Source organism: Bacillus sp. SH5-2 (assembly GCF_008368905.1).
Taxonomy (GTDB): domain Bacteria; phylum Bacillota; class Bacilli; order Bacillales; family Bacillaceae_G; genus Bacillus_A; species Bacillus_A luti.
In genome coordinates this window covers 171,990-196,827 of record NZ_QOSD01000001.1, presented here as the reverse complement: position 1 = coordinate 196,827, position 24,838 = coordinate 171,990, and the positions used below count along the sequence as shown (strand labels likewise).

Annotated in this window: 23 protein-coding genes; 13 read left to right on the top strand and 10 right to left on the bottom strand. The window is 34.9% G+C overall.

Features of this window, described 5'->3' with window-relative positions:
- Window positions 1-90: 90 nt before the first annotated feature.
- Both DN410_RS01035 and DN410_RS01030 read right to left on the bottom strand, forming a co-directional pair.
- On the bottom strand, window positions 91-1,089 hold the full coding sequence (locus tag DN410_RS01035) for an inorganic phosphate transporter (protein ID WP_149174955.1): 999 nt from the start codon (window positions 1,087-1,089) through the stop codon (window positions 91-93).
- A gap of 11 nt (window positions 1,090-1,100) precedes the next feature.
- Window positions 1,101-1,721, bottom strand: coding sequence for a DUF47 domain-containing protein (locus DN410_RS01030; RefSeq protein WP_000231448.1), 621 nt, complete (start codon window positions 1,719-1,721; stop codon window positions 1,101-1,103).
- Between the two features lie 311 nt (window positions 1,722-2,032).
- Here DN410_RS01030 and DN410_RS01025 point away from each other — a divergent pair, with 311 nt between their 5' ends.
- A complete protein-coding gene (locus tag DN410_RS01025) occupies window positions 2,033-4,075 on the top strand; it encodes a transglycosylase domain-containing protein (protein WP_149174954.1) in 2,043 nt (680 codons plus the stop codon).
- 118 nt (window positions 4,076-4,193) lie between these two features.
- On the opposite strand, the gene DN410_RS01020 is transcribed toward DN410_RS01025, so the two are convergent.
- The 3 genes from DN410_RS01020 to DN410_RS01010 all read right to left on the bottom strand — a co-directional run bounded on the left by DN410_RS01020 (window position 4,194) and on the right by DN410_RS01010 (window position 7,342).
- The gene (locus DN410_RS01020) at window positions 4,194-4,622 is read right to left on the bottom strand and encodes a hypothetical protein (RefSeq protein ID WP_149174953.1); all 429 of its coding nucleotides are present in this window, start codon (window positions 4,620-4,622) and stop codon (window positions 4,194-4,196) included.
- 195 nt (window positions 4,623-4,817) lie between these two features.
- Window positions 4,818-5,864: a Gly-Xaa-Xaa repeat protein gene (locus DN410_RS01015; protein WP_179958557.1), complete on the bottom strand. Its 1,047-nt coding sequence runs from the start codon at window positions 5,862-5,864 to the stop codon at window positions 4,818-4,820.
- Between the two features lie 206 nt (window positions 5,865-6,070).
- Entirely contained in the window at window positions 6,071-7,342 is a 1,272-nt protein-coding gene (locus DN410_RS01010; RefSeq protein WP_149174952.1) for an ATP-binding protein, read from the bottom strand.
- A 160-nt stretch (window positions 7,343-7,502) separates the two neighbouring features.
- On the opposite strand from DN410_RS01010, the gene DN410_RS01005 reads away from it, so the two are divergent.
- A complete protein-coding gene (locus DN410_RS01005; RefSeq protein WP_149174951.1) occupies window positions 7,503-8,348 on the top strand; it encodes a DUF72 domain-containing protein in 846 nt (281 codons plus the stop codon).
- Between the two features lie 212 nt (window positions 8,349-8,560).
- On the opposite strand, the gene DN410_RS01000 is transcribed toward DN410_RS01005, so the two are convergent.
- The 4 genes from DN410_RS01000 to deoD all read right to left on the bottom strand — a co-directional run bounded on the left by DN410_RS01000 (window position 8,561) and on the right by deoD (window position 12,191).
- Window positions 8,561-8,755 (bottom strand): DUF3924 domain-containing protein, encoded by a 195-nt coding sequence (locus DN410_RS01000; RefSeq protein WP_001094864.1) that lies wholly within the window; start codon window positions 8,753-8,755, stop codon window positions 8,561-8,563.
- Between the two features lie 121 nt (window positions 8,756-8,876).
- Window positions 8,877-9,407 (bottom strand): tyrosine-type recombinase/integrase, encoded by a 531-nt coding sequence (locus DN410_RS00995; RefSeq protein WP_000806236.1) that lies wholly within the window; start codon window positions 9,405-9,407, stop codon window positions 8,877-8,879.
- A gap of 107 nt (window positions 9,408-9,514) precedes the next feature.
- Window positions 9,515-11,326 (bottom strand): sensor histidine kinase, encoded by a 1,812-nt coding sequence (locus DN410_RS00990; RefSeq protein ID WP_149174950.1) that lies wholly within the window; start codon window positions 11,324-11,326, stop codon window positions 9,515-9,517.
- 157 nt (window positions 11,327-11,483) lie between these two features.
- The gene (gene deoD / locus DN410_RS00985) at window positions 11,484-12,191 is read right to left on the bottom strand and encodes a purine-nucleoside phosphorylase (RefSeq protein ID WP_000110707.1); all 708 of its coding nucleotides are present in this window, start codon (window positions 12,189-12,191) and stop codon (window positions 11,484-11,486) included.
- A 174-nt stretch (window positions 12,192-12,365) separates the two neighbouring features.
- Here deoD and DN410_RS00980 point away from each other — a divergent pair, with 174 nt between their 5' ends.
- The gene (locus DN410_RS00980) at window positions 12,366-13,154 is read left to right on the top strand and encodes a hypothetical protein (RefSeq protein ID WP_149175051.1); all 789 of its coding nucleotides are present in this window, start codon (window positions 12,366-12,368) and stop codon (window positions 13,152-13,154) included.
- Between the two features lie 4 nt (window positions 13,155-13,158).
- Here DN410_RS00980 and mprF read toward each other — a convergent pair whose 3' ends face one another.
- A complete protein-coding gene (gene mprF / locus DN410_RS00975) occupies window positions 13,159-15,738 on the bottom strand; it encodes a bifunctional lysylphosphatidylglycerol flippase/synthetase MprF (RefSeq protein ID WP_149174949.1) in 2,580 nt (859 codons plus the stop codon).
- 185 nt (window positions 15,739-15,923) lie between these two features.
- Here mprF and DN410_RS00970 point away from each other — a divergent pair, with 185 nt between their 5' ends.
- The 10 genes from DN410_RS00970 (at window position 15,924) to resC (ending at window position 24,764) form a co-directional block, all read left to right on the top strand.
- On the top strand, window positions 15,924-16,313 hold the full coding sequence (locus DN410_RS00970) for a hypothetical protein (protein ID WP_149174948.1): 390 nt from the start codon (window positions 15,924-15,926) through the stop codon (window positions 16,311-16,313).
- Window positions 16,314-16,335: 22 nt separating this feature from the next.
- Window positions 16,336-16,827 carry a YpuI family protein gene (locus DN410_RS00965; protein ID WP_149174947.1) on the top strand — a complete coding sequence of 164 codons (492 nt, stop codon included), beginning with the start codon at window positions 16,336-16,338 and terminating at the stop codon, window positions 16,825-16,827.
- A 105-nt stretch (window positions 16,828-16,932) separates the two neighbouring features.
- Window positions 16,933-17,847 carry a superoxide dismutase gene (locus DN410_RS00960; protein ID WP_088231614.1) on the top strand — a complete coding sequence of 305 codons (915 nt, stop codon included), beginning with the start codon at window positions 16,933-16,935 and terminating at the stop codon, window positions 17,845-17,847.
- A 111-nt stretch (window positions 17,848-17,958) separates the two neighbouring features.
- Complete coding sequence (dacB, locus tag DN410_RS00955) at window positions 17,959-19,083, top strand: D-alanyl-D-alanine carboxypeptidase DacB (protein ID WP_149174946.1); 1,125 nt, start codon at window positions 17,959-17,961, stop codon at window positions 19,081-19,083.
- The gene (gene spmA, locus DN410_RS00950; protein WP_000247803.1) at window positions 19,076-19,672 is read left to right on the top strand and encodes a spore maturation protein SpmA; all 597 of its coding nucleotides are present in this window, start codon (window positions 19,076-19,078) and stop codon (window positions 19,670-19,672) included. The genes dacB and spmA overlap by 8 nt, the downstream gene beginning before the upstream one ends.
- Window positions 19,669-20,199, top strand: a complete 531-nt coding sequence (spmB, locus tag DN410_RS00945) for a spore maturation protein SpmB (protein ID WP_000029515.1) — start codon at window positions 19,669-19,671, stop codon at window positions 20,197-20,199. Before spmA ends, spmB begins: the two co-directional genes overlap by 4 nt.
- Window positions 20,200-20,488: 289 nt before the next feature.
- On the top strand, window positions 20,489-21,217 hold the full coding sequence (gene rluB, locus DN410_RS00940) for a 23S rRNA pseudouridine(2605) synthase RluB (protein WP_000440554.1): 729 nt from the start codon (window positions 20,489-20,491) through the stop codon (window positions 21,215-21,217).
- A 106-nt stretch (window positions 21,218-21,323) separates the two neighbouring features.
- The gene (gene resA / locus DN410_RS00935; protein WP_000742206.1) at window positions 21,324-21,845 is read left to right on the top strand and encodes a thiol-disulfide oxidoreductase ResA; all 522 of its coding nucleotides are present in this window, start codon (window positions 21,324-21,326) and stop codon (window positions 21,843-21,845) included.
- A 121-nt stretch (window positions 21,846-21,966) separates the two neighbouring features.
- Window positions 21,967-23,592 (top strand): cytochrome c biogenesis protein ResB, encoded by a 1,626-nt coding sequence (resB, locus tag DN410_RS00930; protein ID WP_149174945.1) that lies wholly within the window; start codon window positions 21,967-21,969, stop codon window positions 23,590-23,592.
- Between the two features lie 14 nt (window positions 23,593-23,606).
- Complete coding sequence (gene resC, locus DN410_RS00925; protein ID WP_149174944.1) at window positions 23,607-24,764, top strand: cytochrome c biogenesis protein ResC; 1,158 nt, start codon at window positions 23,607-23,609, stop codon at window positions 24,762-24,764.
- Window positions 24,765-24,838 lie beyond the last annotated feature (74 nt).

Genomic DNA, 24,838 nt, shown 5'->3' with positions numbered 1-24,838 from the left:
CCACCAATTATTATACACGCTTTTCAATGAGAAATAGGCTTGTTCACAAAAAAGTCGTCTTCCTAGAAAAATAAGGAAGACGACTTTTAATTAAAAGATTAAGTGTAGTAAATAGTAAAATAAAGCAGCTAAAGAAGCTGAAATAGGAAGTGTAATTACCCATGTAATTAACATGCGTTTAGCAGTTCCCCATTTTACACCTTTCACACGGTGAGAAGCACCAACCCCTAAAATAGAAGAAGAGATAACGTGTGTTGTACTAACCGGTAAGTGAATGAATGTTGCACCGAAAATAACAAGTGATGATGATAAATCAGCAGCTACACCATTTACAGGACGAATTTTCATAATTTGTCCACCGACAGTTTTAATAATTTTCCATCCACCGACAGAAGTACCAAGACCCATTGCAGTTGCACAGGCTAATTGTACCCAGAAAGGGATTTCGTCAGAAGTATGATAGTTATTGGCCATAAGAGCCATCGTAATGATTCCCATTGCTTTTTGTGCATCATTCGTACCGTGTGTAAAGGCTTGTAATGCTGCAGTGAAAATCTGGAATATACGGAAGTTTTTGTTCGTTTTCGTTAAGTTAAAGTTTTTAAAGACGACTTTAAAAATACTGTATACGATATAACCAATAACAAAAGCGATAATCGGTGAAATGATTAAAGCTTCAAGAATTTTTATGAACCCTTTAAAGTTTAATGAACTAAAACCAGCAGCAGCGATTGCTGCGCCTGCGATTGAGCCAATGATTGCATGCGAAGAACTACTTGGAATACCATAGTACCAAGTGATTAAATTCCATGCTATTGCCGCAAGCAAAGCAGCTAAAATTACAAGAGAACCATTAGGTAAAGCAAATGGATCAACGATATCTTTTGTAATAGTTTTTGCTACACCTGTAAATGTCATCGCACCTAAAAAATTCATAATAGCTGCCATAATAATTGCATGTCTAGGCTTTAGAGCTTTCGTTGAAACAGCCGTTGCAATAGCGTTTGCTGTATCGTGAAATCCATTGATAAAGTCAAAAGCTAAAGCGCAAATGACTACTAAAACGGTCAGTATCAAGAGTGTATCCATGATCAAACTCCTTACGCGTTCTTCATAATAATTGTTTCTAATACGTTTGCAACGCTTTGGCAGCTATCTGCTACTTCTTCAAGCTCTTCGTAAATCTCTTTATATTGAATAATCTTAATCGGATCTTTTTCACGAGAGAATAAGTGCTTAATCGCATGACGGCGAATATCATCACATTGTGACTCGTAATCCTTAATCTTAATCGCATTTGTACGAATGTCGACTAATTTTTTGTTAGACATTAATTCAACAGAGTTTGCAATCTCAATTGCACATTGATTAATTGCTTCTACGAATTTAATCATGTATTCATCAGCTTCTGTAATAGAATACATTTCGAACAGACCAGCACTGTGATCTAATCCGTCTAATACATCATCCATACTCATTGCAAGTTGTAGGATGTCCTCACGTTCAATAGGAGTAATAAACGCTTTGTTTAGCTCCATAATGATTTCGTGAATAAATGAGTCACCTTTTGACTCATACTCTTTCATGCGCATAGAAAACTCTTTTAAATCGCTAGCATTTTTAATTTTATACTCCACGAAAAACTGCGCGCCTTCTTTTAAATTTTCGGAAACATTCATTAGCATTTCAGAAAATTTATCTTTTTTTGATTTAAAGACCATTATTGTTACCCCCACAAAAGTAATATATGTAAAATATATTGGCTAATCAATTCTAACAAAAAACTGTCGTTTTTTAAAACATTTTATCGAAAAGTTTACAAAAACTTAACATAACTCTCGTTGTTCTATTAATAATATTAATATTCAATAAGGAATATCTTACTTGTAGAATGTCCTTTTCTTGCAAAAAGTATGAATGTGAAAGAAAAGCTTTACACTATAGGAAGCGTTACGTTATTATAATAAATTTAAAAGGAGGTATATTCTTCCTTTTGAAAAGAAGAGTGTAAACAAACGAAGGAAGTGAACGAATGAAATTGAAGAACACTCACTTTAAAAAAATGCTTGAGTGGTTCAATAAGAGGAAGAAACTTCGTAATTCATTAATTGTATTAGGGAGTTTGCTCGCTATTATATTTATAGCTATAAATATAATAATTTCCATTCAAGACATATCTGAATTAAAACAAGCTGTTCCACAACCGACTTTAATTTATGATGCAAATAATGAAGTTGCGACTAAATTAGCTTCTTCTAAAACAGAAGGTGTCAAACGGAAAGATATTCCTGACATTATGGTTCAGGCGATTGTTGCTGTAGAGGATAAGGAGTTTTTTAACCATCACGGTATTTACTACAGTGGAATTATCAGTGCTGTTTTTAAAAATCTCACCGCAGGAGAAGTTGTGGCAGGTGGAAGTACAATTACACAACAACTTGCGAAAAATGTATTTCTGACACAAGACCGCACATACTCTCGAAAAATAAAGGAATATTTTTTAACAAAAAAAATAGAGCGTACTTATACAAAAGATGAAATTATTGAAATGTATATGAACCAAATTTATTTTGGTGAAGGTGCTTGGGGCATAAAAAGGGCAGCAAAGTCTTATTTTGATAAAGATGTAAAAGATCTAACAATTGCAGAGGCTGCCACGATTGCGGGCTTGATTAAAGCGCCGTCTGCGTATTCTCCTTATAAAAACTTTAATAAATCCATCGAACGACGTAATGTCGTATTAAGTTTAATGAAAGAGCAAGGCTATATTTCTGAAGAACAGTACAATAAAGAAAAAGAGACAGGGCTTGTATTAAGACGTGGTGTTGATGATAAATATAAAGGGAAATATTCTCAATATGTAGACTATATTGTTAGGGAAGCGATGGATAAGTACGAATTGACACAAAATGAAATTTTAGCAGGTGGTTATCGTATTTATACAGAGCTTGATCCGAAAAAACAACAGGCTGTAGAGGATGTTGTAAATAATGATAGTTATTTCAAAGATAACGGCTCAGACCAACTTATGCAAACGGGTGTAGTTCTTATAAATCCAAAAACAGGTGGTGTTCCCGCTTTAGTCGGGGGCAGAGGACCGTATCAGTTTTTACAGTTTAACCATGCAACCCAATTAAAAAGACAACCAGGCTCAACATTAAAGCCTCTCGCTGTATATGTACCAGCTTTAGAACAGGGGTATGAAGTATACGATATATTAAAGGATGAACCGTTTAATATTAAAGAATATAAACCGCAAAATAGTGATCATACTTTTCACGGTGATGTGACAATGTATGAAGCGGTGGCAAAGTCATACAACGTTTCAGCTGTTTGGCTATTAGAGCAAATAGGATTAGACAAAGGATTGAAATCTTTAGAGCGATTTGGTATTCCATTAGTACCAGAAGATCGTACGTATCCAATCGCTTTGGGCGGGATGCATGTGGGGACCTCTCCATTTGTAATGGCTCAAGCATACAGTGCGTTGGCAAATGATGGTGTTCAAGTGGAAGCTCATGCAATTAGAGAGATACAAAATGCTGAAGGTGAAACAATTGGAAAATGGTATAAGAAAGAGACACGTGTGACGAGTGAGAAAATTGCTCAAAAGATGACATACCTATTAAAAGGTGTTGTCGAAAAAGGAACGGGTGAAAAAGCGAAAGTTAATAATATTGATACAGCAGGCAAAACAGGGACGACTCAACTTGTAAATGGGCCAAGTGCTGGTGCGAAGGATTCATGGTTTGTTGGGTATACGCCAGATTTAGTAGGGGCGATTTGGGTAGGGTATGATAAAACGGATAATGAGCATTATGTCCCGGGAGGAAGTCAAATTACGACGACGATGTTCCGGGATATTATGAAAAAAGCGAATGCGAATCCAGCTCAAAAAGCATTCCAGTTGTCGCTCATATCAGAGGCTGACTACAAAAAACAATTGCAAACAATTGAAGAGGAAAGACGTAGAAAAGAAGAAGAGAAGCGAAGGAAAGAAGAAGAACAACAAAGAAAACAAGAGCAGCAAGAGTGGTTTGAAAAAGTGAAAGAGTTGATTCCATCATTTTGGTAAAAGAAAGAGGCGAATAATGGGATTCGCCTCTTTTTTCTATGGATAATTAAAGTAATAATCAGTGGGATTTTGTTCATCCGCACTGATTATTAGCTCACACCAATCGGGATAAATGATATTACTCGTTAAGTGTAACATTTGTACTGCCAAAAGATTGAGGGTCGTATGTGACGATTATTTTTCCCTTACTAATAGGTTCATAAGGTAATTCTTCTTCATAATCACCATTATTTTCATTATGGATGGAAAGGGTGATTTCATCTATGTCTTTATTTTTATACTGATCTTTAATTGTTTCAGCAATTTGAAGTAGGTTTTCGTAAGTAGAAGCTTTTGTAATAAGCATTCCTTTTATAACCTTTTTTTCATTATGAGTAGAAGAAGAATATGGGACGCTATTTTGCTTTGTATACAGAAGTTCGTATGGAACTGTTTTTCTCTCTGCTTTTGATATAGTGGAATATTTTAGAGTTAAAAAAAATCCTACACATAAAATAATGCATACCATAAGACCAATCCAAATGCGTATTGGTGATATAACTCTCATTTTCATCCCTCTTTCATATCTTTGACTTCACTATTTATCATACAAGACGAGGATTAAGATGGAGTAAATTTGAGGTAAAGAAACGTAAAGAAGGAGCACTTATCCTCCCAAATAAGTGCTCCTTTCTATATAAAGAGAGATTTAATACACAGTCAAACAAAATACATGAATATAAATATGCTTATACAGTAACAATTAATAAATTCGGAAGACAGATAGTGTTGCTGTTGTGTCACCCGTGTTCGGAATAGAAATCGTATTTGCTGTAGGTTGTACAGAAATTGTTGTACCAGCTTGTAAAGTAACGATTGTAGAGAAAGAAACAGCACTACCGATAACGTTAGTGGAAAAATTACGAGTAGGTGGTTGGCCATTGAATGAAATGCCGAATCCAAATGGTGAAGAGCCTGGGAAAGTTGTAGATGCCGAGAAACTAATATCATATACGCCTGTTTCTAAAATTGTTAAAGTATCTGAAGTATCATTAAAATTAATGTTATTTAATTCGAAAACTTGATTAAATTGAATGTTTGTTCCAGGTGATATAGTTTGAGGATTTGAGTTGCCTATTGCAGCTATAGTTACAGGAATTGGAGTGCCCGCCGGTCCTGTCGCTCCAGTAGCACCTTGAGCACCCGCCGGTCCTTGAGCACCCGCCGGTCCTTGAGCACCCGCCGGTCCTTGAGCACCCGCCGGTCCGGTAGCACCCGCCGGTCCGGTAGCACCAGTAGCACCTGTAGTACTGCCACCTAGACATCCAGATCCATATTGAACTAAGATAGCTTGAATTTCTGCAATGAGCTTAACAAGTTTATCAGTAGCATAGCAATCGATTTTGAATAACTTAGCAATATATAATAAATAATTAAGCAGGCTTTGTAGTTCAACATATAATGCACCACATGAGAAAGGTTGTGTATTTAAAATAGTTAATAGATTAGCGATAATAGAATTTCCGATTTGTTTTTGTGCAGGAGACAAATCTAAGCAATTGAGGAATTTTTGTAGATTTTCTAGGGCATCAATTAAGTTATTGATATGATCTTGAGAAGGGTTTTGAAAGACAGCTTGAATAGCTTGTCCAAGAACTTGAAGAAGTCTAACAAACTCTTTAAGTTCGGACTTAGAGATGTTAATAAAACTACAAGCTCTTACTTCGCAACAATCATTACCATAAAATACTTTTCCTTTATTTTTATTGTTCATCTGTTCATTCTTTTCTTTCATATAATCAATAGCCATTACTATATATTAAAATGAAAATTAAGCTAAATTCGTGATGGACAAACTACCATTTTCAAAAAAATAAGAAGTTTACCTATTTAGTAAGAAGAATTATGAGATAGAGAAAGATTTATATAATGTAAAGAAAAATAGGATAGAATAAAAAAATACACGCCAATCGTTAAACGTAATAACGATTGGCGTGTATTTTGTGAAAGATTTTATCATTTGTATTGATTCATTCTTTCCAGGTTTGTTTGAGGTAAAATGGGAATAGAAATCGTGAAAGTCGTACCATTTTGATTACTAGCCATTTTTAATGTACCGTTGTGATTTTGAATGATTTTCTTCGTTACTGATAAGCCTAACCCTGTTCCAGAGTCTTTTGTTGAGAAGAATGGATCAAAAATATATTCTTGAATAGCTGGAGGAATACCAGTCCCGTTGTCTGTGAAAGTAATCCGAACAAAGTTATCTAGGCGATAACTAGAGATTTGAATAGAAAGAGGTTTTTCGCCTTGGGCATCGACAGCATTTTGAAATAAGTTTAAAAAAACTTGTACCAGTTCATGACGATCAATATTGACTAACACACCATCTAATTCGGTGGAAAAATTATAGTCAATTGAAATATTATGTAAAAAGACTTCACTGGCGAGTAACTGCTGAATATATTCACGTAAAAATGTATTAATAGAAAACGGTTCCCTTGTAAATTCACGTGTTTTGGAAATAGCTAAAAATTTTGTAATAATACTATTTGCACGGTCTAATTCAGGAATCAGTAAATTTTTAAATAAGTCTTTATTAGATGAAGAAACACTTTCTTGTAAAAATTGTAAGTATCCTCGTACGGTTGTAAGTGGGTTGCGTACTTCGTGTGCAATCCCAGCTGCGATTCTCCCTGCTAATGAAAATTTTTCTGCATCACGTTCTGTGTTTAAATAATGGAAGGCACTAATAACTCTAAAAATCTCTCCGTTATAATCACGAATAATCCGGTTATTTATAATACCATAATTTTTATCTAAAACTTCTTCATTATATATTTCAGTTCCTGTTTTTAATGTTTCAATAGCTTTAATTTTTTCTTCTGGCAAGTTTAATAATTGTTGAATTGGCTTGCCGATGATTTCGTTTCGTATTACGCCAAAATCATCTGCAGCAGCTTGATTACATAAAGTAATATTGCCTTGACTATCAATGAAGGTTACATGATGTGAAAAAGCATCAAAAATATGAACAAAGTGTTTTTCGATTTGTTCAAATAAAAATAGTGAATCGCAAGTAAGTTGAAAATCGGCCTCTTTATTCTCTTTACGTATGTTTTGAATGGAATGGGTTGTTCGTGTTTTTTTAATTTGTAAACCGATATGTGGATTTTTATATGTGAAATGATGTGGTAATTGATCCACAAGTTCTTCATAAAAACGTACTTTATTTTCTAGTTCTTCTATTCGTTTTTCATGAGATACAATAGCATCGTTTGGAAGCATAAATAAATAACCCCTCAATTTAAAAATTCTTCCATTTAGTATATCATACTTTTATACGGATACTCTTAAAGAAAAGGCTACTGAATGAAATGGATTAGCCGAAGGGATTAGGAAGTAAGTAAAATGAATGTAAGATGAAGGTAGAAAGGGAGGAATATGTTTGCTTTTTATTGGAGTGACAGGGTGGGGAGATCATGATTCTTTATATATAGACCCCTATGAAAATAGAAATAAATTACGAACATATAGTGAGCATTTTCCTATTGTGGAAGTAGATAGTTCATTTTATGCGATGCAACCTGCACGAAATTATACGAAATGGGCGATAGAAACACCAAAAGACTTTTCATTTGTTGTAAAAGCATATCAAGGAATGACAGGGCATATGAAAGGAGAAATTCCTTTTTCTACGTTTGATGAGATGTTTGATGTGTATAAACAATCCATTCTTCCTTTAATAGAAGCGAATAAATTAAAAACAATTTTATTTCAATTTCCACCATGGTTTGATTGCAAAAAGAAAAATGTAGATTTCCTTCGATATACGAAAGAAAAAATGGAAGGTTTACCGTGCGCAATAGAATTTCGAAATCAAACATGGTTTTATCCGAAAATGAGAGATAAGACGATACAGTTTTTAGAACAGGAGAAATGGATTCATACAATTTGTGATGAGCCGCAGGCAGGAATAGGGTCGGTACCACTCGTGTTAGAAGTAACGAATTCAGATATGGCATTAATACGTTTTCATGGCCGGAATGTACATGGCTGGCTGGATAAAGGGGAAAATTGGAGGGCGGTTCGCTGTTTATATCGTTATAACAATAAAGAATTGGAAGAATGGGTAGAACGACTAGAGCAATTAAAAAAGAAGACAAAGGACATCTATGTACTATTTAACAACAATTCAGGTGGGGATGCCGCAGATAATGCGAAGCAACTTATGAAAATGATGAACATTACATATGGTGAGCCGAAGCCGGAGCAATTAAATTTGTTCGAATGATAAAACAAGAAAGGCACTGTACAAACAGGGGGAATGTACAGTGCCTTTCTATATGAAAAAGAGGGGTAACAATGTTACTGAGCGTTTGGTTGATTCATCAATTGTTGGCTTCGTAATAAATGATAATGGTTATCATTATCATTGTCAATGGTTTTTCGAAAAATAAGTAAAAAACTTTTTATATTTTGAATAGAAATAAAAAAGAACAGCGATTAATGCTGTTCTTTTCCATTGATGAATTGTTGTAAATCAAAAGGAGTTATCGCCTGGATAAATTCTTTTGAGATAAGTGTTTGAACAAGAGTGCTCTCAGAAATGGTAGCACCTGTTTTCTTTTCGTAAGCTTGTTTTAATAGATCAAGTTTTTCAGCCGTTTCTTGCGGTAATTCAATTGTTAATGTGTTCATAATTTCTCCCCCTTACTATTAGAGTACCACTACAGTATAGGAGAGACAAGAGAAGTGGGTGTGAAACATAAAAAAGGTTACCAAAACTATAAATGGTAACCTTCTTTATGTATAAAAATTATTATGCAATACCGATATACTTTAAAGTTTTTGATGGAGTACTATGATCAAAGAAGTGTTGTAAAAATGCAATGTCAACACCTGATTTGTATGCACAATAGCCCCAAGTTTTTCGAAGTGTATGTGAGCTAATCCCTTCTAATCCAACTTCTTTTGCAGCTTTGTTTAAAATGTACCATGCATGCTGTCTCGTAATAGATTTTGTTCCTTTTTGAGACTTTAATAATGGCTCATTACGTTTCCAAGTTTTACGTTCTTTCATGTAGTCTTCGATTGCGTGCTGTAAGTCTTCGTTTACAGCAAACCATTTATGTTTCTTTACTTTTTCATTGTAAAATAAAATGGAATGGCGAACATTTTCATTTTCATCAATTACATCACTAACTTTTAACTGTAAGATTTCACTTACCTTTAAACCAGAATTTACAGCTAATACGAATAATAAGCCATCACGTTTCGAAGATTGTAAAAGTATATTTTTGATAGTTTCTAATTGTTTTTCATTTTGAATAGGTTGTCCTGCTTGTTTCATTTCACGCACTCTCCTCTTTTATATGTGTAAAGGAAAGGATTAACTTGTTTCTTACTATAAAGGGAGAGTGTGAATTTCATGTGAACTCCTAGTGAAATTAAGACAAATTATTTGACTTCTTTTACTTTTTGTAAATTAAAATAGAATACAACACTATTAGTCGTATTATATACACCATACTCGGCATGATGGAGATCCAAAATATTTTTAACAATAGATAACCCAAGACCGGTACCTCCAGTATGGCGGCTACGAGATGCATCTAAACGATAGAAGCGATCCCAAATTTTTTCGAGACTCTCTTCTGGAATGGGATTTCCTGTATTTTCGATTTCGACTTTTACTGTATCTTCCGTTTCTACAACAGAGACTTGTATTTTTTCTCCATCAGGCGTATAACGAATGGCGTTGCTTAGTAAGTTCACAACTACTTGTTCAATACGACTACGATTCGCTTTCACATATATGGAAGAGTTTACATCGACGTCTACTTGTAAATGCTTTTCCTCCATACTAAATAATAACTTTGTATAGACTTGTTGAATTAATTCACCGATCGAGAATGTCGTCATTTCTAGTTTGTACGTACCAGATTCTAATTTTGCTAATTCTAACATTTCTACAATTAGTCTGTTCATATTTTCTGTTTCTTCTAAAATAACATCTGTATAATACGTCGTATCTTTACTAACGCCATCTTTAATTCCTTCGGCGAAACTTCTAATTACACTAAGTGGTGTTTTTAATTCGTGTGATACACCAGAGATGAATTCTTTTCGTGTTTTTTCCAATTGGCGTTCACGTTCAATATCTTGTTGTAATTTGGTATTGGCAACATTTAATCGATCGATTCGGTCTTTTAAGTTTACTGACAATGTATTAATACTACCAGAAAGTCCGCCAATTTCATCGTCTGCTGTAACTGGTAATTTCTCGCTAAAATCAAAATTAGCCATTTTCTTCGTAACGCGATTAATCTTAATTAATGGCTTCACAATGATTTTTGAGTAGTAGAAGGATAACAAAATAATTACGAGAAACACGATGATTAAGGCATAGACATAATAGTCTTTTAAAACGAGCATAGCTTCATTAACAGGTTGCAAAGATGCTATTGCAAAAGCATATTCTGTAATCTTTCCGTTTTCCATAATAGGTTTTACAAAGATACTATTTTTTATATTCTCTCCGCCATCTAGTATATAAGTGTTTAATTGCTGCGAGTTAGAAGTGCCATCCCTAATAGTACCTGCAAAAGATTGAACGGCTTGTAATGTTTCAAAATCATTTGCAAGACGAACCTCAGCTTTTGAAGGGAGCTGTAACTTAGAGATAACACCAGTAAACACAATTTGAGTAGTAGTTTTATATCGGCTTGTAAGTTTATTTTTAGAAGGATTACCATTTATTGATTGAAAATCTGAATTGACATGTTCGTTTCGCCATCGATTATAATTTGTTGTTAATTCTAGTGGTGTTATTATATTACCCTGTACGAATCCAGCTACCTGGATCATCCCATCTTTTTTTAAACCTAAATTTTCAAATTTATTATATTCTTCGGGTGTTAAAAGATTATTGAGTGGGATAGAGTATGTTTTGCGATTGTTAGTATTAATTACATCAATGTAGAAATTGTTTTCACTTTTAATAATGCCGTTAGAATCTAAAAATTGCATGTCAGCATTGGTTTTATCATGAAATTCTTGTTTTAGTTTCCTAATTTCCTCATAACTTTTGCCACTTTTTTCGTAATTGTCTATGAATTTTTCAAAAGCGGTTTGAACGGTTTTTACTTTTTTATTAATATAAAATTTTTCTAAAAATAAAGATTGTCCTAGGAAAAAAAGGAGGAATATGATTGTAAATAATGTTGACGTTAATAAGAATAGTTTAAAGACGATACTTCTGTTTTTCACTGCGTCACCTCTTATGAGAAATACTGTAAATGATTATTTTATTATAGCAAACGTGACAAGAAAGTAGAGTGGAGAAATCTGTCCCTTTCTAAAGTAGTTTTTTATAAAAAGTCACATAAAAAGAACTCGCCAGACGTATGACAAGTTCTTTAGTGTGTTATTGTTGAATTGCTGCATCTAAAGCGATTTCAATCATTTCGTTAAATGTAGTTTGACGCTCTTCAGATGTTGTTTCTTCGCCAGTGAAGATGTGATCGCTTACTGTTAATACAGATAAGGCATTTACACCATATTTCGCTGCCAATGTGTAAAGAGCAGTTGTTTCCATTTCTACTGCTAATACACCGTAATCCCCAAGCTTTTTAACCATGTCCATGCTTTCACGATAAAATACATCTGCTGTTAAAACATTACCAACACGAACGTGTAATCCTTTTTCAGTTCCTGCATCGTAAGCTTTCTTTAAAAGATCAAAGTTTGCAGCTGGTGCAAAGTCAAAACCTGGGAATGTCAAACGGTTCATATTAGAATCAGTGCAGGCTGTCATTGCAATAATAACGTCACGTACTTTTACGTCTTTTTGAATCGCACCACAAGTTCCAACGCGAATTAAATTTTTAACCCCGTAGCTTTGGATTAATTCGTTGACATAAATAGAAATAGAAGGAACACCCATACCAGTACCTTGAACAGATACTCGTTTTCCTTTATAAGTTCCAGTGAATCCTAGCATACCACGTACGTTGTTATAGCAAGTAACGTCCTCTAGAAATGTTTCAGCGATATATTTTGCACGTAATGGATCACCAGGTAATAGAATAGATTCAGCGATTTCACCTTGTTTTGCTTCAATATGTACACTCATGAAAAGTCCTCCTTATAATGTATTGATAGAAATCAATATCATTTGCATTATACACTACGAATCCTCTCAATTAAAATCTTTTTATAATTTGTAATATGTGCAAACTAGAAGGATTTCATAAATCATAATCTAGAATATATATGTAAGAAGTTTTGTATGGATAAGACAATAAAAATGGTAGGTGATGTTTTGAAGAACCTTTTCATTGGACTTGTTGCTTTGTTATTTATTGTAGCAGGAGGTTTTTACATAAAAAAATATCAAGAAACCGTAGAGACGGTAGGAGATGTTCAGGAAGTAAAATGGGATGTGGCAAATGGAAAGGGAAATGAGAAAGTTGATATTTTGTTTCAATTACGAAATAAAAACAATAATGAAGTTCGTGGTGTGAATGATCAAATTAGGGCTGTTATTGTAGATGGACAATTAAAACAGGTACAACAAATGAAACCTGCATTTGCAGGGAATGGATCATATAAGCTATCTTCCAAAATAGCGAAAGATGAAGAGTATACAATATTTTTATATGAAGAAGAAAATAAGTCCGTAGAATCATTCGCTAAGAAAAATTTTGGGAAAGAAATAGAGGAGAAAAATAAGAAAAAAGTGAAAACCCCAATCGATAGTGTACTTACAAAAAAAATAGGAGAATATGAAGTTTCTCTTCTATTTGGTGCATTGCATCCGAATGAGCCTGCGACGTTAACATTTCAGTTTCAAGCAAAAAAGGGTGTGAAATTGAAATTACATGCAGAGAGGGGCGAAGTAGAGTCTCTCTATATCGTGGATGATAAGAGGGAAAACTTTTTATACGCTATACCTGTTGAGACAGAAGAGCAATTACAATATCGCATTACATTTCCTGTAGAAGGAACATATAAAATGTGGGGAACTTTCTATATCAATGGCAAGAAATATGAAAAGGAGTTTATTGTACAAGTTCAAAAACGAAAAAACAGCTAAATGTTTAGCTGTTTTTTCGTTTTCCTATTAATTTTGTTACAGAGAGCATTGTAATTGGTAAAGAATGATTCTTTCTAAATGCTAAATATTTACCGCTCCATGCTGGCTTATATTTTTCTTTAAAATGTCGTAGTCCGCTGAAACTATACGTATAACGAACATTATTAAAGATGGCAGCAGCAACTCGTTCAGACCAAAACGATTGTGTTGATAAACCAACATTTGAAAGTGGTGCCATCCCAATATTAAAGGAGTGGTAGTCATTTTCTTTTGCCCAGTGGAATAAGTGAATAAAAATGGCATCCATAATACCGCTAGGCGCATCTGGATAATAACGCATTAAATCAACAGACAATGATCCGTCTTGATATACGGGCATAAAGGTTGTGAACGCGATGATTTTGCCTTCTGCGTCAGATAATGTAGCGATAGGCGCGCGGCTAATATACTCACGATCGAAGTATCCGAGTGAAAAACCTTTTTCTTTTTTTCCGCCGAGCCATGCATCTGAAACTTTCCGTAACTCTTCAAATAATTCGTCTGAGAATGGAGGCTCATGAATAGAGAATGTATAGCCTTCTCTTTCAAAACGGTTGAAAGTTGCTCGCATACCAGCGCGTTTCTTTCCTGTTATTGTAAATGTATTTAAATCAACGACAGCTTCTTCACCAAGCTTAAAGAAGTTATAACCAAAATCATGATATAAACTCATCCATTTACTTTCGATTTGATAGAATACGCAAATGTATCCAAATCGATCAGCCTCAGCTAAAAACTCTTGCAACACAGTACGATAGGATGATGAATCACCAATGGGGTCACCTAGTACAACAAGACGTTTCCCAGTTATGGAGAAGAGAAGGAGCGCTTTCCCATCACTACTGAAGAAGCATTGTTTATCTCCTAAGAAGCCTAAATGACTAAGTACATTTCCACCATGTTCATCTAAAAAGTTTTGTAATCTTTTATCATTAGCTGGTTGCCCGGGAAATTCATTTCGATAACGATTGGCAATGAGTGAGCCGATCAGTAAAAAAGTAGGAACGAAAAAGGCAGCGGCTAATGCACTTCGTTTCACTTGTGTAATGTTACGAACGACAAAATCAGGTTTAAAAGCTTCTTTTGCACTTGCAAATAAAACCCCTAAATATTTATATGAATATAATGTTACTAATAAGAATATAAAAACTTTTACGATATCAGAAAGTGAAACTTCCATTTTCTCGCGTACAAACCTTTTTCGAAGCATATATAATACAGCGAGCACGATTAATAAAATAAATGTTTCCTCAATATCAATTCCTTTTAGTGTATTAAAGATAGCCGCTCCAATTAACGAAACAATCGTCATATAATAAGAACGTTTTGTTCCGTAATATATCCCCCGTGAAAGGATTAGGAGGAGAATACCGAATGTTAGCGATAAGCTAAAAGAAAATTGAATAAGATATTTTGGTGCTAGAATATGTAAGGCGTGTGCCCGATTTATACTTGTTGGTAGAATGGTCGATAAAATAACCATTAACCCAGCAAATACTGTTAAAGCAGCAGATGCCCATGAACCTAGTTTTCCTAAAAAGTCACGCTGCAAAGTCCATATAACACCAGTTGTTTCTAATGCAGGCGCAATAAAAGGCTTATCTTCAAACTTTTTAATGGCCACTCCAGTCATTTCAAAAGCTGCAAAAATGAGACCAATGCAGAATGGTAAGATGTAATAGACGAGGCGATATAATAACATAGCAGGCAGTAATACACCTGTATCGATGCCGTATTGTCCTAGTCCAGTTAAGAAGACAAGGTCAAATGAACCAAGACCACCAGGAACAAGACTGACGACACCAGCTAAAGCAGCAATGACATACACACCTAAAAACTTTTGGAATTCGATATCAATTCCAAATAAGATTAAAATGACGTACATAACAATACCAGCAGATACCCACTCGACTAATGACACTAATGAGTATAAAACAGTTGGATTTTTCTCTTCCTCTTCTTGTTCTTCGGTTTGCTTTGTTTTTCTATTTTTAAGTTTAGAAAAGCCAATGTATATCGGGACGAACAGAGCAAAGAAGATAAGAACGGGCCATAGCCACGGCTTTTCATGTAAAATAAAGCGAGTGTCTAATATTCCGACAAGACCGAGGAATGAAAGAATTGCCAATCCGTTAATAAAGGCAGTTGTCATCCAGGCGATACTTTTAATAAGTTTGCTATTTTCTTTTATGTATGGACGATACAGCATTGTGCGTACACCAGCTCCAACGAGACCACCAAATCCGATAAACCCATTTAAAGTATTAGCAATCCATGAGATACGGAAAATCTTTTGGACAGGTATATCAGCTTTTAAGTAACGAAGCATCACATAGTCATAAAAGAACATTGTGGATACAGCAAATGCACCAAGTGTAATTGCTAAAAAGACTCCTCCAGTTGGAATGTTTTTAATTGTATCGATCGCTTCTAAGAAAGAAATACCCGCTAATTCTTTTTTTGCTTGAAAGAATACAATTGTTAATACAACAAATGGGAAGATTATTTTCCCGATTTGTAAGAAACGTTTCCATGAAAACGACATAAATACAACTCTCCTTGTATAAGAAAACTGAGACAATAATATTATTATGACAAACTTCAAGAAAAATAAAAAGGTAAATTCCTGTATAGGGAAGCTATTTTTTATATAGGTATTTTTAAAAGAATATTTTGTTTATCAGAAAATTAAGTTAAAATAAAGTGAAAGAAGGAAGAGAGGGGAAACAGATGATTATAATAGGTTATGCAGGATATGAATTAGAGAAAGCAAAGCCTAATACATCAGAAGATTTTTTTAATAGATCTGAAGTGACATATATATTAAATGGTAAGGAGAAAACTTTTTCGGTTTTATACCTTCGATATTTTGAAGAAGTTTTACAAGAAATTACTCCTTTTGAAGGAAATCCAGTATGTAAAGTAGAAGAACAAGACATATATTTACGGGATATTGTAGCGATATCTTGTTTAGTAAAAGATAAGGTACTTCGCGCACAAAAACGTTTATATCTCAATACTATAGAAGAATTTAAGCAATATTTTAATGACGAAACAGTGGTGAAAGTACAAGAAATATTGGCTGAATTACATAAAAATAAAAGAGTAGAAATTGCGTGAAATGGCAAAGGGGAGAGAAGAAATGTCTAATTTGATGGTTGAAAATCAAACAGAACAAGTTTCTATGTTTTTAGAAGATGTTATTACTTTGATAACCAATTATGTAAATTATCATACGTTGCCTTCTTTATTAGAAGAGACACCGGCAGGGAATGAGCAATATTATAAAGGGTTATTAGCATCAATAAGACGTCTTCTCGTTTTTTGTGAAGAAGGGCATGATGCGTGCTTTGTTTTGTTGAATAGCCAGCCATTTCGAAAAACAGCGGCTGAAAAAATTTTGTATAAGATTTATCATCAAGTAATTGCAGAGTTCTTTTCGCCAAAGAGCGATCATTGGTATGAAAATAGTCGTTCTGCATATACAGGGAAAAATTCTATCGTTTTTCAACAAACGCCACCTGTATCTATAGAGCAAGTAATGGAAAATTTAGAAGGTAAATTTCAACTGATGCGTGAAGAACTAGAATATTATGAGACGGATTACCAAACAAAGATGTTACACAAATATTAATTGCGAAAAAGAAGCTAAGGGGACTTAGCTTCTTTTCCTTTTGTACAGTTATATAAGGGATTTTCGTTGAATATATTTAAGGGGATAGCATTAAGGAGGTGTAACATGAGTCAGCAAGGCGTATTTACAGATTACTTTCATGAAGTAGAAAGCTGGTGTGAAAGTGTTCTTCACGTATTAGATAGCCGTGCAATGGAAGTGTATGATGTCCATATGCTTGCTTATAAAATTCAAACGTTATTAGACCGTATGAAAGAGCATGAGTACGATACAGATGCAGAATTTATGTATGAAATAAGTGATGATGTAGAACATATTCAGCATCATTTGCAGGAAGTATTCGTACAGGGAGAAGAGGAATATGAAGTATATGAAAGAGGGGACAGTGAACGAGCTGTTCCAATTGGAGGACACACACTCCCGCCATTACCTTATCCGTATAATGCGTTAGAACCGTATATTTCTAGAGAAATTATGATGTTACACCATGATAAACACCATCGTAGTTACGTGGAAGGATTAAATAAGGCAGAAAAGATGATGGAAGAAGCGAGAAAAACAAATCAATTTGATTTGATTAAGCATTGGGAAAGAGAAGCGGCTTTTCATGGATCAGGTCACTACTTACACACGATATTTTGGAATAACATGAAAAAAGATGGTGGCGGAAGTCCAAGAGGGGCTCTTTCACAACAGATTGAACAAGATTTTGGGAGTTTTTTACGTTTTCAAAAACATTTCACAGAAGCAGCTTCTAAAGTGGAAGGATCAGGATGGGCGATTCTCGTTTGGGTGCCACGATCTGGGAGATTAGAAATTTTGCAGAGTACACTTCATCAATTGTTTACCCAGTGGGATACGATACCGCTCCTTGTACTAGACGTGTGGGAGCATGCGTATTATTTACAATACCAAAATCGAAAAGATGAATATATTAAAAATTGGTGGAATGTTGTAAATTGGCCTGATGTAGAAAAAAGATTTGAAAGTGCGAAACAAATAGAATGGACACCGTATTAGACGCAGGTTCTCTGCGTCTTTTTTATTGGAAGGAGAAGGAGATTTCGTTCATATTTTAAAAGGCCAAGCATACACTTGTACAAAAAGTGCCAAAAGGACGTGGGGGGAAATATGAGACGAATTTGTGTAATAATTACGCTTCTTATTATGTACGCAAGCGTTATGCCAATTCCTACATATGCAAAGATGAACAGTAATGTCAGTGCTCGAAATGCTGTGTTAATGGAGCAACAGTCAGGTCGCGTATTATACGGAAAAGCTGAGCATGAGCCACAAAAGATTGCTAGTATAACAAAAATTATGACTGCCTTGTTAGCTGCTGAATCAGGAAAAATGAAAGAAATGGTCTCGGTTAGTAATGAAGCAGTGAGAGTAGAAGGCTCAGCAATTTATTTGAAACCTGGACAGAAAGTAAAGTTAGAGGATTTAGTATACGGCCTCATGCTTAGATCTGGAAATGATGCAGCACAAGTAATTGCTGAAAATGTAGGAGGGAGTATAGAAGGGTTTGTATATTTAATGAATGAAAAGGCGAAACAAATTGGAATGAAAGATACTCACTTTTCAAACCCTCATGGTTTGGATGGAGATGGATCTCATTATTCATCAGCCTATGATATGGCACTTTTAACGAAGTATGCAATGGGGAACGAAACCTTTAAGAAGATTTTTGGGACAAAAACGTATAAATCAGATTCGTGGGATTATCCGTGGAAAAACAAACATAAACTTGTGACGTCTTATTATGAATTTGCAACAGGAGGAAAAACAGGCTTTACGAAGAAAGCAGGACGGACGCTTGTTACAACAGCATCAAAAGATGGACTAGATCTAATTGTCGTAACTTTGAGCGCTTCTAGCGATTGGGATGATCATATGAATTTATTTGATAAAGGTTTTGAACGTTTCAAGCAAACGAAAGTTTTAGGACAAGGAGCGTTGGCTGAAATAAATGAAAAGAAATATGCGAACCATGTTTATACGAAAAATAGTTTTTCCGTGCCTTTAACTGAAGAGGAAAAAAAGAGCGTAGTATTAAAAGTTGAACTTGATAAAAGTGCAAAACTTACGGATGGAGTAAAGGTTGGAAAGACAGACGTATATGTTGGCAATGAGAAGGTTGGAGAACGGAATTTATTTTATAGTAAACGGAAGTTAGTAGCTACAACGGGAATGTACTGGAATAATGTGAAAGAAATTTTTTCTTACATGATAGGTGTTGGGAACGATGGTTAATCTCGTCTGGGCAGCGATGGCAGTTATTGGGATTGTGTACGCTATGATAAACGGAACGATGGAAGAAGTGACTAAAGCCGTATTTGAAGGATCAAAAGACGCGGTAACAATTTGTATAGGACTTATTAGTGTTTTAGTATTTTGGCTCGGTTTAATGAAAATTGCAGAAGAAGCAGGGTTGTTAAAAAAATTAGTCACACTTTTTATGCCAATAGTAAAAAGGTTGTTTCCAGAAATACCGAAGGATCACCCGTCAATGGGATTTATTTTATCAAATATGATGGCGAACTTTTTTGGATTAGGTAATGCAGCGACCCCTCTTGGTATTAAAGCGATGGAACAACTGAAAGAATTAAATGGTGGGAAGGATTCAGCAAGTCGTTCTATGGTGACGTTTCTAGCATTAAATACATCAGCTATTACGTTAATTCCAACTACCGTCATTTCGATTCGAATGACATATGAATCAGCAAATCCTACTGAAATTGTTGGGGTAACATTTATAGCACAAGTGTTATCAATGATTGGAGCAATTTGGATTGACCGCTATTTTTACAGAAGAAGGAGTAGAAAGGGGCGGAAAAAATGAGTATTGTAAATACAATTTCATTATGGGTCATACCGTGTGTGATTGGATTCATCCTTTTATACGGCACGATAAAAAAAGTCCCGACGTATGAATCGTTCGTTGAGGGAGGAAAAGAAGGGATTCAAATTGCAGTTTCAATTTTACCATTTATGGTTGGAATGCTTGTGTCGATTTCAATTTTTCGGGCGTCTGGAGCGTTAGATGCGATGATATCTGTAATGAAGCCGATGTTAGATTTAATCCATGTCCCAGCAGAAATTGTTCCACTAGCACTTATACGTCCTATTTCAGGCTCTGCTGGTTTAAGTATTACGACCGATTTAATTGCCACATACGGGCCAGATTCGTTTATTGGGAGATTGGCTTCTACGATGCAAGGGAGTACAGATACGACCTTTTATATTTTAACTGTATACTTCGGAGCTGTTGGTATTAGAAAAATGGGCGATGCATTAAAGGTAGGACTTTTTGCTGATTTAATCGGAATTATATGCTCAATTGTGTTCGTTTCTTTATTGTTTCAGTAATGCTATTCATTTTTTATGCTATTTCGCTTATAATACGTATACGACCACTATTAAGGTGTTGCTTAATAGTGGTTTTTTTATGCGGTATTTTTGACAAAATAATGAACTTTTATTGTGAGCAATATGAAAAATATGGACAATAATAAAAGGTAAAAACATGATTTGACCTTTATATGTTTATTATCATCGCTATGTTGTTTAAGTAAGATGAAGCGAATAGCCGTAAAGCGTATGCGGTTGCCAAGTCTTTCTAATGTAAGGTAAGATAAATTCGAGGTGAAAAAAAGAAATGGAACGATTACAAAAAGTGATTGCGCAAGCAGGTATTGCATCGAGAAGAAAGGCTGAGGAATTAATTCAGCAAGGAAAAGTGAAAGTTAATGGAAAAATAGTGAAGGAGTTAGGAACGAAAGTAACTCCTCAAGATAAAGTAGAAGTAAATAACATCCCTCTTGAAAAAGAAGAACCTGTTTATTTTTTACTATATAAACCAACTGGCGTAATTTCAAGTGTATCAGATGATAAAGGAAGAAGTGTTGTAACAGACTTTTTCCCTGAAATTACACAACGTTTATTCCCAATCGGACGCTTAGACTATGATACGTCTGGCGTATTATTAATGACAAACGATGGGGACTTCGCAAACGTGTTAATGCACCCTAAATATAAAGTTGAAAAAACATATGTTGCAAAAGTGAAAGGGCCATTAACAGGTGAGAAAATTCGCATGTTAGAACGCGGTGTTGCACTAGAAGATGGTAAAACAGCACCAGCACGTGTGAAGATTATTTCTTGGGACAAGCGTAAAGAGATGGCGATTGTACAATTAACAATTCATGAAGGACGTAACCGTCAAGTACGTCGTATGTTTGAAGCGTTAGACTGTAAAGTAGTGAAACTAAAGCGTGAACGCTACGCCTTTTTAGAAGTGGGTAGCTTGCGACCTGGTGATGCAAGAGAATTGACACCACATGAGGTGAAACAATTACGTGCATTGGCTTCTACAAAGCCAAGATAAGCTATAGAGTTAAAATTTCACCAGTAGAGTGCTCTGCTGGTGATTTATTCAATACAACATTTACAGAAGATGATACATATCATTTACCGAGGAGAGGAGAGGTAATATGAAGAAAAATCGCTTATTATTTCGCGTTATTATTCTGCTCATTTTAAGCGGTGCTGTAGGATTTACACTTTATCAAGGATTCTTTGCTGATAAAGAGAAAATGCAAATCGGAAAAGAAGCACCTAACTTTGTTGTGACGGATTTAGAAGGAAAGAAAATTGAACTAAAAGATTTAAAGGGAAAAGGTGTATTTTTAAACTTTTGGGGAACTTGGTGTAAACCTTGTGAAAAAGAAATGCCTTATATGAATGAGTTATATCCAAAGTATAAAGAAAAAGGCGTTGAAATTATTGCGTTAGATGCAGACGAAACGGATATCGCAGTAAAGAACTTTGTGAACCAATATGGTTTGAAATTCCCAGTTGCCATTGATAAAGGTCAAAAGATTATAGGGACATATGGAGTAGGACCATTACCGACAAGCTTTTTGATTGATAAAGATGGAAAAGTAGTGGAGCAAATTATAGGTGAACAAACGAAAGAACAGTTAGAAGGATATTTAAAGAAAATTACGCCGTAATAAAGAAAGCCTTTACATACGAGGTGCATACTTATAGCGCCTCCGGCTTAAAAATTCTGAGTATTGCGGTAACTTGAGGTTAGAATATACAATAGTACATATAGATACAGGGGCGGTGAGAGTGTTGAAAGAAATTAAGTGTGAATGTGGACATGTTAATCCGATAGGAACCGTTTTTTGTGAAGCTTGTGGGAAACCATTTGAAAGCAGTGAAAATGTAAAACTATTGGATATGCGCTATGAGGGGAGTGCTCGAAGATCTCTCACGCAAACAAAAACGATAGTCGATAAAATTTGGAGCTTTTTCTCTTCTGTAAAAGTGGGTGTATGGCTCATTGTAATCACTTTAGCTGCATCGGCAATTGGAACTATTTTTCCGCAAGAAATGTACATAACTCCAGGGATTGCACCAGCTGAATATTATAAACAAGAATACGGATTTTTAGGGCAATTATACTATCAATTAGGATTTAATAATTTATACGGTTCATGGTGGTATATGATTTTAATCGCTTCTATCGGTATTTCACTTGTGATCTGTAGTTTAGACCGCGTCATTCCACTTTATAAAGCTTTAAAAAAACAAGGGGTGAAAAGACATCCTAGTTTTTTAAAGAGACAAAGGTTGTATGGGACGGGTACACCGCAAGATGGTGATTTGGAAAAATTACAAATGAATTTAAAGAAAAGAAACTATAACGTGAAAGTGGAAGATGGTAACATTTTAGCTGAAAAGGGACGGTTTTCACGCTGGGGTCCATATGTAAATCATATCGGTCTTATTATCTTTTTATTCGGTGCGATGCTTCGTTTTTTACCAAGTATGTACGTAGACGAAGCGCTTTGGTTACGTGATGGTGAAACGAAAGAAATACCAGGGACAGATGGTCAATACTATTTAAAAAATGAGAAGTTTATAAAGGAAGTTTATGATAAGAGTAAGGACAAGGAAGTTTTTGATGAAGCAATTGACCGTGTAGGTGATAAAATGATTGCGAAAAACTTCCAAACGAATGCTGTATTATATAAAGCGGTGGGCGAAAATATAGCAGGGCAAAAACCGAAACTAGAAAAAGTAAAAGAAGCGGAAATTCGAGTGAATGAACCGCTGAAATTTGATCGATTTGCCGTTTATCAAGTCGATTATAAAGAAAGTGAATTTAAAAGCATGTCCTTTAACTTGCAAAATAAAGAAAGTAATCAAAAGTGGGGACCAATTAAAGTAGATTTAGCGAATCCTACAGAAAAATACGCTTTAGGAAATGGTTATACTCTAGAACTATTAAGCTATTTCCCTGATTTTTATTTTGACGAGAATGGAAGACCAAATACAAAAACGAAATTACCAAACAATCCTGCATTCGTATTTAAAATGTTTACACCTGAAACACCAGATGGTGAAGTGAGTTTTGTTGGTATTCAGCAAAATATAGAACCTGATGGAAACAACAAATATAAAATGTCATTTGCGGGTGTAGAAATGCAAAATGCGACAGCACTTACTGTAAGAAAAGATTTAACGCTTTGGATTCTCGGTATTGGAGGATTTATATTTATGGTTGGTGTGATTCAAGGTATGTATTGGAATCATCGCCGTATTTGGATACAACGTGTTAATGATGAATGGTGGATTGCAGGACATACGAATAAAAATTGGTTCGGTTTAAAGAAAGATATTGAAAGAGTACTAGAAGGTACAGCAATTCCGCAGCCAAGCGATAAAGTAGTCGATAAAAAAATTAGTTAAGGTGGGGAAACGATATGGTGCAAATAAGTAGTAACTTTCTCTTTACCGCATTTATTTTATATTTAATTGCCACTCTATTTTTCGGGGGAGCAATTAAAGAAAAGGGACATAAGTGGGCAAATGTAGGAATAACGATTGCAATTTTAGGGTTTATAGCACAAACAGTATATTTTGTTACAAGATGGATTGCATCAGGGCATGCGCCAGTGAGTAACTTTTTTGAATTCGGTACATTTTTCGGCATGATGCTTGTCGGTGCATTTATTGTCATGTACTTTATGTACCGCGTAAGTATAATCGGACTATTTGCATTACCAGTTGCGCTTTTATTAATTGCTTATGCAAGTATGTTTCCGAGGGAAATATCACCGCTTATTCCATCTTTAAAAAGTAATTGGTTACATATTCACGTGACGACTGCGGCTGCAGGACAAGCAATTTTAGCAATTAGTTTTATTACGGGCGTTATGTATTTATTGAAAAATGTAGATCAATCAGTGAAAAGTAAGCGTACATTTTGGTTGGAAACGGTCGTGTTCACACTTGTTTGTACAGTTGGATTTATTGGAGTGACAACGGTATTTTCTAGTATGAAATATGAAGCGAAGTTTCAATGGGTTGATAAAAATGAACAACAAGTGGAAATGAAGTACCATCTTCCGGCTTTAGTTGGACCGCATGAAGGGAAGTTACTGACAGAAAATAAATTAGAGCCGACAGTTGAAGTTCCAGCGATTGTAAATGCGAAAAAATTAAATACTGTTATTTGGTCAGTGTTAGTTGGAACATTACTTTATATTGTATTAAGACTTGTTTTACGGAAACGAGTATCAGCAGCACTTCAGCCGCTAGTAAAGAATACGAATAGTGATTTACTAGATGAAATCGGATATCGCTCTATTGCAATTGGATTCCCAGTTTTCACATTAGGTGCATTAATTTTTGCGATGATTTGGGCTCAAATAGCGTGGACACGTTTTTGGGGATGGGATCCGAAAGAAGTTTGGGCACTTATTACTTGGCTCTTTTATGCTGCGGTATTACATTTACGTTTATCAAAAGGGTGGCACGGAGAGAAGTCAGCTTGGTTAGCGGTAATTGGTTTTGCAATCATTATGTTCAACTTTATTGTAGTAAACTTAATTATCGCGGGTTTACATTCATATGCATAGAGAAATAAAATAGGAGAGTGAATGTCACTTTCCTATTTTATTTTTGTCAACTTTTCTTCTTTTTTGAGAAAAAC

Coding starts and splice junctions, on each gene's coding strand:
- spmB (WP_000029515.1), top strand. CDS start 19,669: ATGAGTATTGTAAATACAATTTCATTATGGGTCATACCGTGTGTGATT.
- DN410_RS01015 (WP_179958557.1), bottom strand. CDS start 5,864: ATGGCTATTGATTATATGAAAGAAAAGAATGAACAGATGAACAATAAA.
- rluB (WP_000440554.1), top strand. CDS start 20,489: ATGGAACGATTACAAAAAGTGATTGCGCAAGCAGGTATTGCATCGAGA.
- spmA (WP_000247803.1), top strand. CDS start 19,076: ATGGTTAATCTCGTCTGGGCAGCGATGGCAGTTATTGGGATTGTGTAC.
- dacB (WP_149174946.1), top strand. CDS start 17,959: ATGAGACGAATTTGTGTAATAATTACGCTTCTTATTATGTACGCAAGC.
- DN410_RS00970 (WP_149174948.1), top strand. CDS start 15,924: ATGATTATAATAGGTTATGCAGGATATGAATTAGAGAAAGCAAAGCCT.
- DN410_RS00980 (WP_149175051.1), top strand. CDS start 12,366: ATGGTAGGTGATGTTTTGAAGAACCTTTTCATTGGACTTGTTGCTTTG.
- resA (WP_000742206.1), top strand. CDS start 21,324: ATGAAGAAAAATCGCTTATTATTTCGCGTTATTATTCTGCTCATTTTA.
- DN410_RS01010 (WP_149174952.1), bottom strand. CDS start 7,342: ATGCTTCCAAACGATGCTATTGTATCTCATGAAAAACGAATAGAAGAA.
- DN410_RS01020 (WP_149174953.1), bottom strand. CDS start 4,622: ATGAGAGTTATATCACCAATACGCATTTGGATTGGTCTTATGGTATGC.
- mprF (WP_149174949.1), bottom strand. CDS start 15,738: ATGTCGTTTTCATGGAAACGTTTCTTACAAATCGGGAAAATAATCTTC.
- DN410_RS01000 (WP_001094864.1), bottom strand. CDS start 8,755: ATGAACACATTAACAATTGAATTACCGCAAGAAACGGCTGAAAAACTT.
- resC (WP_149174944.1), top strand. CDS start 23,607: ATGGTGCAAATAAGTAGTAACTTTCTCTTTACCGCATTTATTTTATAT.
- DN410_RS01035 (WP_149174955.1), bottom strand. CDS start 1,089: ATGGATACACTCTTGATACTGACCGTTTTAGTAGTCATTTGCGCTTTA.
- deoD (WP_000110707.1), bottom strand. CDS start 12,191: ATGAGTGTACATATTGAAGCAAAACAAGGTGAAATCGCTGAATCTATT.
- DN410_RS01025 (WP_149174954.1), top strand. CDS start 2,033: ATGAAATTGAAGAACACTCACTTTAAAAAAATGCTTGAGTGGTTCAAT.
- DN410_RS00995 (WP_000806236.1), bottom strand. CDS start 9,407: ATGAAACAAGCAGGACAACCTATTCAAAATGAAAAACAATTAGAAACT.
- DN410_RS00960 (WP_088231614.1), top strand. CDS start 16,933: ATGAGTCAGCAAGGCGTATTTACAGATTACTTTCATGAAGTAGAAAGC.
- DN410_RS01030 (WP_000231448.1), bottom strand. CDS start 1,721: ATGGTCTTTAAATCAAAAAAAGATAAATTTTCTGAAATGCTAATGAAT.
- DN410_RS00965 (WP_149174947.1), top strand. CDS start 16,336: ATGTCTAATTTGATGGTTGAAAATCAAACAGAACAAGTTTCTATGTTT.